Source organism: Bradyrhizobium sp. Pha-3 (assembly GCF_042258615.1).
In the GTDB taxonomy this organism is placed as follows: domain Bacteria; phylum Pseudomonadota; class Alphaproteobacteria; order Rhizobiales; family Xanthobacteraceae; genus Bradyrhizobium.
The window spans coordinates 5906623-5919006 of the sequence record NZ_CP170152.1 but is presented as its reverse complement, the minus strand read 5'-3'; the positions used below and the strand labels follow the sequence as shown (position 1 = coordinate 5919006).

General features: G+C 65.5%; 12 protein-coding genes. 11 read left to right on the top strand and 1 reads right to left on the bottom strand.

What is annotated here, in order from left to right:
- Positions 1–45 precede the first annotated feature (45 nt).
- The 8 genes from ACE10Z_RS28230 (at position 46) to ACE10Z_RS28195 (ending at position 7697) form a co-directional block, all read left to right on the top strand.
- The gene (locus ACE10Z_RS28230; protein WP_375783679.1) at positions 46–879 is read left to right on the top strand and encodes an SDR family NAD(P)-dependent oxidoreductase; all 834 of its coding nucleotides are present in this window, start codon (positions 46–48) and stop codon (positions 877–879) included.
- Positions 880–981: 102 nt separating this feature from the next.
- Positions 982–1680, top strand: coding sequence for a ribose-5-phosphate isomerase RpiA (gene rpiA / locus ACE10Z_RS28225; protein WP_375783678.1), 699 nt, complete (start codon positions 982–984; stop codon positions 1678–1680).
- Positions 1681–1703: 23 nt separating this feature from the next.
- Entirely contained in the window at positions 1704–2237 is a 534-nt protein-coding gene (locus ACE10Z_RS28220; protein WP_375783677.1) for a DUF2059 domain-containing protein, read from the top strand.
- Positions 2238–2389: 152 nt separating this feature from the next.
- Positions 2390–3775 carry a glutathione-disulfide reductase gene (gor, locus tag ACE10Z_RS28215; protein ID WP_375783676.1) on the top strand — a complete coding sequence of 462 codons (1386 nt, stop codon included), beginning with the start codon at positions 2390–2392 and terminating at the stop codon, positions 3773–3775.
- Positions 3776–4032: 257 nt separating this feature from the next.
- Positions 4033–5487, top strand: a complete 1455-nt coding sequence (locus tag ACE10Z_RS28210) for an amino acid permease (RefSeq protein WP_375783675.1) — start codon at positions 4033–4035, stop codon at positions 5485–5487.
- 44 nt (positions 5488–5531) lie between these two features.
- Positions 5532–6614 (top strand): alpha/beta hydrolase family protein, encoded by a 1083-nt coding sequence (locus ACE10Z_RS28205; protein ID WP_375783674.1) that lies wholly within the window; start codon positions 5532–5534, stop codon positions 6612–6614.
- Between the two features lie 462 nt (positions 6615–7076).
- Positions 7077–7286, top strand: a complete 210-nt coding sequence (locus ACE10Z_RS28200) for a DUF2934 domain-containing protein (RefSeq protein WP_375783673.1) — start codon at positions 7077–7079, stop codon at positions 7284–7286.
- Positions 7287–7343: 57 nt separating this feature from the next.
- On the top strand, positions 7344–7697 hold the full coding sequence (locus ACE10Z_RS28195; RefSeq protein ID WP_375783672.1) for a cupin domain-containing protein: 354 nt from the start codon (positions 7344–7346) through the stop codon (positions 7695–7697).
- A 692-nt stretch (positions 7698–8389) separates the two neighbouring features.
- Here the strand turns inward: ACE10Z_RS28195 and ACE10Z_RS28190 are convergent.
- Entirely contained in the window at positions 8390–9316 is a 927-nt protein-coding gene (locus ACE10Z_RS28190) for an alpha/beta fold hydrolase (protein WP_375783671.1), read from the bottom strand.
- A gap of 146 nt (positions 9317–9462) precedes the next feature.
- On the opposite strand from ACE10Z_RS28190, the gene ACE10Z_RS28185 reads away from it, so the two are divergent.
- Genes ACE10Z_RS28185 through ACE10Z_RS28175 form a run of 3 tightly spaced genes read left to right on the top strand, consistent with a single transcriptional unit; the run spans position 9463 to position 12383 of the window.
- Positions 9463–10851 (top strand): class II 3-deoxy-7-phosphoheptulonate synthase, encoded by a 1389-nt coding sequence (locus ACE10Z_RS28185; RefSeq protein WP_375783670.1) that lies wholly within the window; start codon positions 9463–9465, stop codon positions 10849–10851.
- Positions 10852–10881: 30 nt separating this feature from the next.
- On the top strand, positions 10882–11241 hold the full coding sequence (locus ACE10Z_RS28180; protein ID WP_229170836.1) for a diacylglycerol kinase: 360 nt from the start codon (positions 10882–10884) through the stop codon (positions 11239–11241).
- A complete protein-coding gene (locus ACE10Z_RS28175) occupies positions 11238–12383 on the top strand; it encodes an NAD(P)/FAD-dependent oxidoreductase (protein WP_375783669.1) in 1146 nt (381 codons plus the stop codon). Before ACE10Z_RS28180 ends, ACE10Z_RS28175 begins: the two co-directional genes overlap by 4 nt.
- Position 12384 lies beyond the last annotated feature (1 nt).

Below are 12384 nucleotides of genomic sequence, written 5' to 3'. Positions count from 1 at the left end.
ATGCAAGAGTAGATCTCGGCGCAACATCAAATTGGAGAGGCCGGGATGCGGGAACTTGCCGGAAAAGCCGCGTTTATCACCGGTGCGGCCAGCGGAATCGGACTGGCGATGGCAACCGCGTTCGCCCGCGAGGGCACGCAGGTGATGCTCGCCGACATCGAAACCGGCGCGCTCGACAAGGCCGTCGATGCCTTGCGGGCCAGCGGCGCCGACGTCCATGGCGTGGTCTGCGACGTCGCCGATCCCGCAAGCGTCGACCGCGCGGCGGAGGCATCGTTCCGCGCCTTCGGCAACGTCCACGTCGTCTGCAACAATGCCGGTGTCGCAGGCGGCGGCGGCATCGACCAGATCTCGGTCGACGACTGGCGCTGGGTGATCGACGTCAACCTGATGGGCGTCGTGCACGGCATCCGGAGCTTCCTGCCGCATATCCGCGCGCACGGCGAAGGCGGCCATATCGTCAACACCGCGTCGATGGCCGGGATGAATGCGGGGCTCGGCGTCAGCCCGTATTCGGCGACCAAATTCGCCGTCGTCAGCCTGTCCGAAGGGCTTTCAGCGCAACTGAAGCCGCTTGGGATCGGCGTCAGCGTGCTCTGTCCGAGCTATGTGCAGACCCGCATCGGCGACAGCGGGCGCAACCGCCCCGAGCGCTACGGACCGCGCCGCCAGCTCGATCCGGCGAGCCCGATGGCCGCTGTCGTCGCCGAGATCGAGCGCCGCCTGGAGGCCGGTCTCGATCCGGCCGCGGTTGCGGCTCGCGTGGTGCGCGCGATTCACGACGACCAGCTCTACGTTTTCACCCATCCCGGGATGCGAGCCGAGGTCGAGGGCCGTTTTGCGGCGATTTTGGCCGCGATGGATGCCGTTTCGGCCTAAAGACTGGCCCGCATGGCGCTATTCCTACCCGTGAATCGAGGCTAGATATGCGCCCGCCGGGCGGCCGATGGCGCGCCCGTAACGGACAAGGGGCTATCGGCCGTGGACATGGACGCACTGAAACGCCAGGCGGCGGCGCGCGCGCTCGAAGAAGTGCGTGACGGCATGAAGCTCGGGCTCGGCACCGGGTCGACCGCCAAGCATTTCGTCGAGCTGCTCGGGGAAAAGGTCCGATCCGGCATGAAGGTGATCGGCGTGCCGACCTCGGAGGCGACCCGGGCGGACGCGATCCGCTGCGGCGTTCCGCTGACCACGCTGGACGAGGTCGATCACCTCGACCTCACCGTCGACGGCGCCGACGAGATCGACCACGCGCTCAATCTGATCAAGGGCGGCGGCGGCGCGCTGCTGCGCGAGAAGATCGTGGCGGCCGCCAGTGATCGCATGATCGTGATTGCCGACGACAGCAAATGGGTCGACGTGCTCGGCCGCTTTCCGCTGCCGGTCGAGGTGATCCCGTTCGGGCTCGCCGCGACCCAGGCCGCGATGGCGCGGGCGTTCGAACAGGCCGGCGTGTCCGGCCAAATGATCGTCCGTAAGGGCAAGGACGGTCACGTTTTTGTCACCGATGGCGGCCACTGGATCGTCGATGCCCATCTCGGCCGGATCGGCGACCCGCCGCGTCTCGCCGGTTTGCTCAGCGTGATCCCGGGCGTGGTTGAACATGGCCTGTTCATCGGGCTCGGCAGCGTCGCCATCCTGGCCGGCGCACAGGGAATTCGGGTTGTTGAACGGCGTTAACGCCGCAAGCAAGGAGACTTGGAATGAAGCGTTTTTCGGGACTTTTGTCGGCAGCGGCCCTGGCGGCTGGACTGGCGCTCGCGGCTGCACCGGCGATGGCGCAGCAGCAGCTGCCCCCCATGCCCAAGGTCAAGCAGTCGACCCCCGCGGCGATCGGGTACGCCAAGGAAATCCTGACGATGAAGAACGTGGCGGTGATGTATGCCGGCGCCGTTCCGGGAATCATCGAGAAGACCAAGACCGGCCTGCTGCAGCAGTACCTGAACTACCAGAAGGATCTCGACGAGGTGGCGTTGGTCGTCGCCAAGCAGTTCGCGGGCAGCGAGAAGGAGATCGGCGACGGCATGGCGCAGATCTACGCCGCCGAGTTCACCGAGCAGGAGCTGAAGGACCTCGTGACGTTCTACAAGACCCCGCTCGGTCAGAAGCTTTTGATCGCGGAGCCCACGGCAATCAACGGATCGCTGCAATATATGCAGCAGTGGGCGCAGCAGTTCGGCGTGATCGTCAACGGCCAGTTCAAGACCGAGATGAAGAAGCGCGGCAAGGATATCTAAAAGTCTTGTCACCTCGCCCCGCTTGCGGGGAGAGGTCGGCACGTAGTGCCGGGTGAGGGGGACTCTCCGCGAGTCTGACTCGTAGAGATGCCCCTCACCCCAGCCCTCTCCCCGCAAGAGCGGGGCGAGGGAGAAGGAAGAGAGAGGTACCCATGGCCGAGTTTGACGTCGACCTGTTTGTCATCGGTGGTGGTTCGGGCGGCGTCCGTGCCGCCCGCATCGCCGCCAATTATGGCGCAAAGGTCATGGTCGCCGAAGAGTACCGGATGGGCGGCACCTGCGTGATCCGCGGTTGCGTGCCGAAGAAGCTGTTCGTGATCGGCAGCCACGTCCACCAGGAGATCGAGGACGCGGCCGGCTTCGGCTGGAGCATCGGCCAGGTCTCGTTCGACTGGGCGACGCTCGTCGCCAACAAGGACAAGGAGATCGCTCGGCTCGAGGGCGCCTACACCAGCAATGTCGAGAAGTCGGGCGCCAGGATCGTCAAGACCCGCGCGGTGCTGGAGGATGCCCACACCGTCCGCCTCGCCACCGGCGAGAAGGTGACCGCAAAGTACATCCTGATCGCGACCGGCGGCGCGCCCAATCACGGGCCGGCCGTTCCCGGCATCGAGCACGTGATCTCCTCCAACGAGGCGTTTCACCTGAAGGAGCTGCCGAAGCGGATCGTGATCCAGGGCGGCGGCTACATCGCGCTGGAATTCGCCGGCATCTTCGCCGGCTTCGGCTCCGACGTCACTGTGGTTTACCGCGGCGACAACATCCTGCGCGGCTTCGACGAGGACGTGCGCAAGCATGTCCGCACCGAGATGGAGAAGCGCGGCATCACCATTATCACCGGCTGCACGGTGGCGAAGGTCGACAAGCACGGCAAGGATTACACGACCCGTCTGTCGAACGGCTCGAGCATCGCCTCCGACCAGGTGATGTTCGCGATCGGCCGGCATCCCAATGTCCGGGGTCTCGGGCTCGAGGCCGCCGGCGTCGCCATCAATCCCGCCAATGGCGGCATCCAGGTGGACGGCTGGTCGAAGACCTCGGTCGACAACATCTACGCGGTCGGCGACGTCACCCACCGCACCAATCTGACGCCGGTTGCGATCCGCGAAGGCCATACCTTCGCCGACACCGTGTTCGGCAAGCGCCCGGTGCAGGTCGACCACGCGACGATCCCGACCGCGGTGTTCTCGCAGCCGGAGGTCGGCACCGTCGGCCTCACGGAAGAAGAGGCGCGGGCGCAGTATAGCCACGTCGACATCTACAAGGCCGATTTCCGCCCGATCAAGGCGACGATGTCCGGCCGCGACACCCGCGTGCTGATGAAGCTCGTGGTCGACGGCGCGAGCGACCGCGTGCTCGGCTGCCACATCGTCGGCGATGCCGCCGCCGAGATCACGCAAGTCGTTGCGATCGCCGTGAAGATGAAGGCGACCAAGGCGGACTTCGACGCCACCGTCGCGCTGCATCCGACCGCCTCCGAAGAGCTGGTGACGATGCGAACCCCGACCTCGCGCCACGTCCGTCAGGCGGCGGAGTAGGGCGCGCGCGGCGTGCCGATGATGCGGCGCGTCGGTCGGTTCGCGGATGGCGGCGCGACGCCGTCACGTTCCGCACCGGGAACCAGTCGTCATAGTCGCGCGTATATAGACAGAGCTCCCTGAGATCGTTGATTGGCGGCTCGCGCGCCAAACCGCCTGCCTTGCCTGAACGTCAGGACAATTGTTCGGATACTGCGGCCCAAGGTTCTAGCTCTGATTGTGGTGCCGCATTGGTCATACCAGATGGAGATGTCGCCATGACAGATCTGGGTTTGATGACGCGCAAGTCGGTCGCCACCATCATCGCCGAAGCAGGGGAGCACACGCTCGGCAAGACGCTCGGGGCGCTCAGCATCACGGCACTCGGGATTGGCTGCATCATCGGTGCGGGCATCTTCGTGCTCACCGGCACCGCAGCGGCGCATTATGCCGGCCCCGCCATCATGCTCTCCTTCGTCGTCGGCGGCATCGCCTGTGCCTTTGTCGGCCTGTGCTACGCCGAGCTCGCGGCGCTGCTGCCGGTCTCCGGCAGCACCTACACCTATACTTACGCGACCCTGGGCGAGCTGTTCGCCTGGGTGATCGGCTGGGACCTGATCCTCGAATACGCGATGGGCGCCTCCACCGTCGCGGTCGGCTGGTCCGGCTACATCGTCTCGCTGCTGCACAATTTCGGCATCAACATCTCACCCCAATATGCCGCCGCGCCCTGGACCGAGGCCAAGCTGGCTGACGGCTCGACCGTCGAAGGCATCGTCAATCTGCCGGCGGCGTTCATCGTGCTGGCGCTCACCGCCATGCTGATCGGCGGAACCAAGGAATCGGCCCGGCTCAACAACATCATGGTCGGCATCAAGCTTGCCGTCGTGCTCGCCTTCATCCTGTTCGGCGTCGGATACGTTACACCAGCGAACTGGCATCCCTTCATCCCCGACAACACCGGCACGTTCGGTCAATTCGGCTGGACCGGCGTGATGCGCGGCGCCTCGGTGGTGTTCTTCGCCTTCATCGGTTTCGACGCGGTGTCGACCGCGGCGCAGGAGGCCAAGCACCCGCAGACCGACATGCCGATCGGCATCCTCGGCTCGCTGCTGATCTGCACCATCCTGTATGTCGCGGTCGCCGGTGTGCTCACCGGCCTCGTTCCCTACACCGAGCTCGGCGTCGCCGATCCGATCGCCAAGGGCGTCGATGTGATCGGGCAGACCTGGTTCTCGGTGCTGATCAAGATCGGCGCGCTGTCCGGCCTCACGACGGTGATCCTGGTGCTGCTGTACGGCCAGAGCCGCATCTTCTTCCAGATCGCCAAGGACGGCCTGCTGCCAAGACTGTTCTCCGACGTGCATCCCTCGCTCGGCACGCCCTGGAAGAGCCAGCTTTTGATCGGGATCGTGGTGGCCGTCGTCGCGGCTTTGACCCCGATCGATATCCTCGGCGAGATGGTCTCTATTGGCACGCTGTTCGCCTTCGTGCTGGTCTGCGGCGCGGTGATCTATCTGCGCAAGAGCGATGCGGAGATCGCGCGCCCGTTCCGCACGCCCGGCGTGCCTGTCGTCCCGGTGCTCGGCATCGCCTTCTCGGTCTTGCTGATGGTGTTCCTGCCCTGGGAGACCTGGCTGCGGCTGATCGTGTGGCTGGTGATCGGCCTCGCGCTCTATTTCGTCTATGGCCGGCGCCACTCGGTCCTGCTCCACGGTGCGCCGCCGCGCTAGGCATGTTAATAATGTCGAACCAGCGGTGACGGGAGAGCGTCCGAATGCGGTTTCTGGCGCTGTGGTTGATGCTGCTCACGGCGGGGGTGGCATGCGCCGACGATGCTGCATTGAAGGTCGGCGTCACGACGCGCGATTTCATTCCGGCCGAGCCTTACGACTGGCGGGGCGCCGCGACCCATGCGCTCCGCGTCATAATCTGGTACCCGGCCGTGGCCGACGCGCGCGAGCAGCCGCAATCGATCGGACCGCGCCTCATCCCCTTCGCCCGTGCGGGCCGTGCCGCGCCCGATGCTGCGCCTGCGGCGGGACCGCGGCGTCCGCTGGTGCTGCTGTCGCACGGTTTTGGCGGCACAGCGTCCGATCTCGCCTGGCTCGGCGCGGGGCTCGCGGCGCACGGCTTCATCGCGGTTGCGGTCAACCATCCCGGGAATAATCGATTGGAGGACTACACGGCCGAGGGTTTTGCGCTGATGTGGCTGCGCGCCGTCGACCTCAGCGCGATCATCGACGCCATGCGCGCCGACGAGACTTTCGGCGACCGGATCGACCTGACGCGGGTCGGCGCTGCCGGCCACTCGCTCGGCGGCTACACCGTGCTTGTGATCGCAGGCGGCATGACCGATCCGGCGCGCACGGAGGCGTTCTGCCGCTCACCCGCTGCCGATGCGTTGTGCACGGCGCAAGCGGGCGTCTCGGACCTGCGTCAGAAGAGCCAGCTGCGCCTCGGCTCCGATCCCGACTTCCGGCGGCGCTACAGCCTTGCCGGCAATTCCTATCGCGATGAGCGCGTTCGCGCTGTCTTTGCCATGGCGCCCGGGCCGGGACCGGCCCTGACGCCGGAGAGCCTTGGCGGGATATCGATCCCGGTCGCGATGGTCACAGGAAGCGCCGATGAAGTGGCGCCGCCGGCCTCCGGGGCCGAAGCGCTCGGCAAGGCTATACCGCATGCGGCGCTGAAGGAGTTTCCGCGCGCCGGTCATTTCGTCTTCTTCGACACCTGTACACTGGTAGGGCGTCTGGTGATCGGGACCGTCTGCCGTGATCCCGATGGCACCGACCGCGAGGCGGTCCATGCCGAGACGATCGGCCTTGCGCTCGATTTCTTCACCGCAAGCTTGCGCTGAGCAACCGCGGCGCCTTGGTGCGGTTCTGGCGATCGGGAACGGGCTATGCCTGAAAGTCCAACGCCGCCCGCTTAAAATACATGCGAGCGGCGTTGTCTCTAGCCCCAGGAAGGTGATGGCAAAATCCTGATAATCTTAGGTCTGCAGAAGCGCACAAAGGTTTCATACCTCAGAAGGGGTAGGTTGCTTCCGCAAGACCGGCGCACTGCCGGCGGCCGTACCTGGTGCCGGGGAACTAGGGCACCCTTGTTGACATGCATATGCACTGGGGTGTTTTCTTGCGGCCGGTGTTCGCGCGCGCTCAAATCACATCCGATTTCTGGCGAATGGCCTGCGCAACGGCGCTTGTGCACCGATGCTGCGGCAATCGGCAGCGCGACGATCTCGCGCGCGCTGGAACCTTGCGCTATGCTGGCAGTTCCACTCCAAACGGTTTGACGTCTCAAATTGAGGGAGCCGCCCATGACAGGCCCAACCGAGCAGGAGATTCGGACCCGCGCCTACGAATTGTGGAAGGACGCCGGCGAACCGCCGGGCCAGATGGATCAGCTCTGGTACAAGGCCGAACGCGAGCTGCTGGCGCGCAAGGCCGCCAATGGCGGAGCGCATTGCGATATCAACGGGCACGACGGGCCGACAACGTATCCGGAGAAGTTGAGGGGCGTGCATTGAGTGTGTCGCGCGGCTGAGCTAACGAGCCCGGCAGACTGGCCCGGACCCGGAGGCATCATGAGCGACGCGATCGATCTTTCGGAGAAACTGTCGACATTCGCCGATCACTGGTCGCCGCGCACCGTCGCGCAATTCAACGCCTGCGACGTGATGGTGGTGAAGGTGCTGGGCGAGTTCGTCTGGCACAAGCATGACGACACCGACGACTTCTTCCTCGTGCTGAAAGGCGTGCTCGACATCGAGCTGCGCGACCGCACGGTGACGCTGAAGGAGGGCCAGCTGTTCATCGTGCCGAAAGGCGTCGAGCACCGGCCGGTCGCAAGGGAAGAGGTACATCTGTTGCTGATCGAGCCGACGGGCACACCGAACACGGGCGATGCGGCGACGGCGGCGGCGCGGAAGGTGGTGTGAGGCTGTAATACCCAACAATCCCCTGCGACGGCCGTTTCGTTTTTTCGGAATTTTCGCTTGACGCGCCCCCCAACTCAGATGTTCAATTGGCCCGTCTCACCCGATCGAGGGGCGCTGCGCATCGTCAGGAGTGTTGCGGTGAGATGCGGTGGACGCCGGGCATGCGAGCGACGACATGCATGCGAGGCGGACGGCGAAATCGTGTGGTCCTGACGCCCTAGCGGCAGGTGTCTCGTCGCATGATGCGAAAGCGTTGTGCGAAGGCGGTGACAAGCAAGCCCAGTCTCACCGGGGAGAGCACGTATAAGCCGTAACCCATCGCGCAGGGAAAGCCGGGATGTTCCCGGTTACACCTGTGGTCCGACCTCCGGTGCTTTTTGTTGCACCGGACCCACGGGTGCGATCGGCACCCGGCTTTCCCTGCGCCCTCTGATCAAAGAGTGGCGAAACGAGATGCAAAACTTCGGACAGATGATGTCGCGAGAATGTGGATGCGTGCGCAAACCTATCCCCGTCATCCTGAGGAGCCGCGAAGCGGCGTCTCGAAGGATCGGCGGCCACCTGCGGGGCCGTGCATCCTTCGAGGCTCGCTCCGCTCGCACCTCAGGATGACGGGTTGAGTTCTATCGCGCGAGAACCATCCGCATGGTCGTCCTGGCTTTCGCCAGGACGACGGGGGTAAGAGTTCGATGCTAGCCTTCCGCCTCGATCCACTCAGCAGCACCCCGCCACAAGGCGTCGCGGTGTTCGCTGCGAAAGAAGCCGAAATGGCCGATGGCTTTCGCGCCGGCATCCGCGGGGCGGATCGAGATGACCTCCGGCGTGATCGAGGTGAAGGCGGAGCACAAGAGTTCGACTGCCGGCCGCGTTGCCCAGGTGTCGTCGGTCATCGCCAGCGCGCGGAGCTTGCCCTTGAACTTCGGAAAGTTTTCGCGCGCCACGAGCGTGGCGTCGTCGAGCAGATAGCGCTCGCGCATCACCCAGCCGCGCCATTGCTCGAACACGCCCCTCGGCAGGTCCATGCCGAGGCCGGCCCAGCCGGGCACATAGCCGAGCGTGCGCGCCAGCGGCAGGCCGATGCCATTCATGAAGGCGACGACGCGGTAGCGCTCGGGCGAGGCCATCAGCTTCCAGGTGGCGGCCTGCGAGGCGACCAGCAGCGCGCGCGGGATTTCGGCGTTGTTGGCAAGGAGCCCGAGCGCCTGGCCGCCGAAGGAGTGGCCGACATAGGCGAAGGGGAGGTCGCGGTAGCGGTAGCGCATCCAGCTCACCGCCGCGGTGGTGTCGAGCGCGGCCCAGTCCTCCATCGTGGCCTTGAAGCCGGCGAGCGACTTCGGCTTGTTGAGGCCGGTCGCCGTCATCGGCCTCGAGTCGCCGGTGCCGCGGTAGTCGTAGGTCAAGACCGCGGCGCCGCGGCGGGCGAGGTAGCCGGCAAAGCCGCGATAGACCTTCCGCGGCACGGCGGTCGCCGAGTTGATCAGGACGGCATGACGCTTCTTGCCGCGCGGCAGGAACAGCGTCGCGGCGAGCGGATAGCCATCCGCGGCCGGCACGACGATGTCGTCGCTAAAAACGTCGTCCAGCGCGGCGGAGGCTGCGGCAATTTCCCTGGCATTCATGGTATGGTCCAGCAAATGCGAATTCGTATTTTCCTGCAAGAGTTTGACGGGATTGCAGGAATCCTTCTAGCGGCGGGGCGGGCGGCTGTGTATAAGCCGACCTTTCCCGCCGATTAAGTCGCGGTTTTTGCTCAGGAGTTGACCTCATGTCCGAGCGGTGGACACCCGATAGCTGGCGCGCCAAGAAGGTGCTGCAGGTGCCCGATTATCCCGATGCGAAGGCATTGGCCGATGTCGAGGCCCAGCTTGCGACCTTTCCGCCGCTGGTGTTTGCGGGCGAGGCGCGCAACCTGAAAAAGGCGCTGGCGCGGGTCTGCGCCGGCGAGGCCTTCCTGCTGCAGGGCGGTGACTGCGCCGAGAGCTTTGCCGAGCACGGCGCCAACAACATCCGCGACTTCTTCCGCGTGCTGCTGCAGATGGCCGTGGTGATGACCTATGCCGGCGCGCTGCCGGTGGTGAAGGTCGGCCGCATCGCCGGCCAATTCGCCAAGCCGCGCTCGTCGCCGACCGAGAAGCAGGGCGATGTCGAGCTGCCGAGCTATCGCGGCGACATCGTCAACGACATCGCCTTCACGCCGGAAGCGCGGATTCCCGATCCGCAGCGCCAGCTGATGGCCTATCGCCAATCCGCGGCGACGCTGAACCTGCTGCGGGCGTTCGCCACCGGCGGCTTCGCCAATCTCGGCAGCGTGCATCAATGGATGCTCGGCTTCCTGAAGGATTCGCCGCAGTCCCGCCGCTACAAGGAGCTGGCCGACCGGATATCTGACGCGCTGAACTTCATGCGCGCCTGCGGCCTCGACCTCGAGAGCCATCCGGAGCTGCGCGCCACCGATTTCTACACCAGCCACGAGGCGCTGCTGCTCGGCTACGAGCAGGCGATGACGCGGGTCGATTCCACCACCGGCGACTGGTACGCGACCTCCGGCCACATGATCTGGATCGGCGATCGTACCCGGCAGCTCGATCACGGCCATGTCGAATATTTCCGCGGCATCAAGAATCCGATCGGCCTGAAGTGCGGTCCGTCGTTGAAGCCGGACGAGCTGTTGAAGCTGATCGACGTGCTCAGCCCCGACAACGAGCCGGGACGGCTGACGCTGATCAACCGCTTCGGCGCCGACAAGGTCGGCGACCATCTCCCTGGCCTGATCCGCGCCGTGCAGCGGGAAGGGTGCAAGGTGGTGTGGTCGTGCGATCCGATGCACGGCAACACCATCACCTCGACCTCGGGCTACAAGACGCGGCCGTTCGACCGCGTGCTGTCGGAGGTGAAGGCGTTCTTCCAGATCCACGCGGCCGAAGGCACCCATGCCGGCGGCGTGCATCTGGAGATGACCGGGCAGGACGTCACCGAGTGCATCGGCGGCGCCCGCGCCATCACCGACGAGGATCTCAACGACCGCTACCACACGGTGTGCGATCCCCGCCTCAACGCCGAACAGTCGATCGACATGGCCTTCCTGATCGCCGAGCTGCTGAAGCAGGAGCGCGCAGGCAAGGTCAAACCGATGCCGGCCGCCGCAGGGTTGTGATTTTGGGGGCCGTGACTTGAGGGCAGTGACTTGCTGAGGTTCTGGCGAGCCACCATCAACTCGCGCAACGGGCTGGCCTTCGCCATTCGCTCGGAGCAGGCGATTCGCGAGGAAGTCGTCGCGCTGGTGCTGTCGGTGCCGCTGGCCTGGCTGGTCGGCGCCACCGTGATGCGCAGGGTCGAGCTGGTCGCGACCGTGGTGCTGGTGCTTGTGATCGAGCTGCTCAACACCGCGATCGAGAAGCTCGCCGACCGCCTGACCATGGATCACGATCCGCAGATCGGGCGGGTCAAGGACATGGGCTCGGCCGCGGTCGGCGTCGCGCTCGTGATGGCCGGGCTGTTCTGGCTGTTCGCCCTCGCCGAACGCCTGGGCGCATTCTCGTCGTGAGCGCCAGCAAGCCGATCAAGCTTGCGGTGATCGGGCGTGGACTGATCGGCTCGGCGGCCGCGCGCCATCTGAGCAAGATGGGCCATGAGGTTGCGTTGATCGGGCCCGATGAACCGGCGGATTTTGCGCAGCACAGCGGCGTGTTCGGCAGCCACTATGATGAGGGCCGCATCACGCGGGTTTACGATCCGCAGCCGTTCTGGCGGCAGATGAACCGCGCGGCGATCGCGCGCTACGGTGAGATTGCAGCGGAGAGCGGTGTCGAATTCTACCGGGAAGCCGGTGCGCTCCACATCGGCGATCGCGAGACCACCGATGTCGCCTCGGTCGGCAAGGTCTGCGCCGACGAAGGGATTTCGTGTGAAGCCTATCAGGATACGGCGCTCGCGGAGCGATTTCCGTTCCTGAAATCGACGGCGGGAATGCTGGGCTATTTCGAGCCGCGCAATGCCGGATACATCTCACCGCGCCGCCTGGTCCGGGCGCAGACCATCGCGGCGGAGCGCGCCGGCGCCCGGGTCGTCGACGAGCCTGCGCTCGGGATTTCGGAAAGCGGCTCCGGTGTGACGATCCGGACGCGATCGGGCAGTGTGGAGGCCGACCGCGTGCTGGTTGCGGCCGGTGGGCACACCCAATCGCTGCTCGGCCGCTCATTGGGCTTTACGGTCTATGCGCGCACCGTGGCGCTGTTTCGGCTCGGTGCGGCGGAGGTGCAACGCCTGGCCGGCATGCCGTCGATGCGCTGTCTCGGGCCGAAAGGCGACAATCCCTACATCCTGCCGCCGATCCCTTATCCGGATGGCCAGACCTGGCTGAAGCTCGGCGGCGATCCGGTCGACCGTGCGCTCGAGAGCGAGGCTGAGATCAAGCACTGGTTCCGATCGGGCGGATCGGTTGACGTCGCTGATCGGCTGCAAACCCAGATCCTTGACCGCATTCGCGACCTCAAATTCGAGGAACGCCGCGTCGTGCCCTGCATGACCACCTTCGGCGACACCGGCTTGCCCAGCATCGGACCACTTTCCGAGCGGGTCACGGTTGCATTCGGCTGCTATGGCAAGAGTGCGAAATGTTCGGACGAATTGGGTCGGCTGGGTGGCTTGGCGCTGCTCGGCGAGGTGAGGGCAGAGCTTGCCCCCTGAC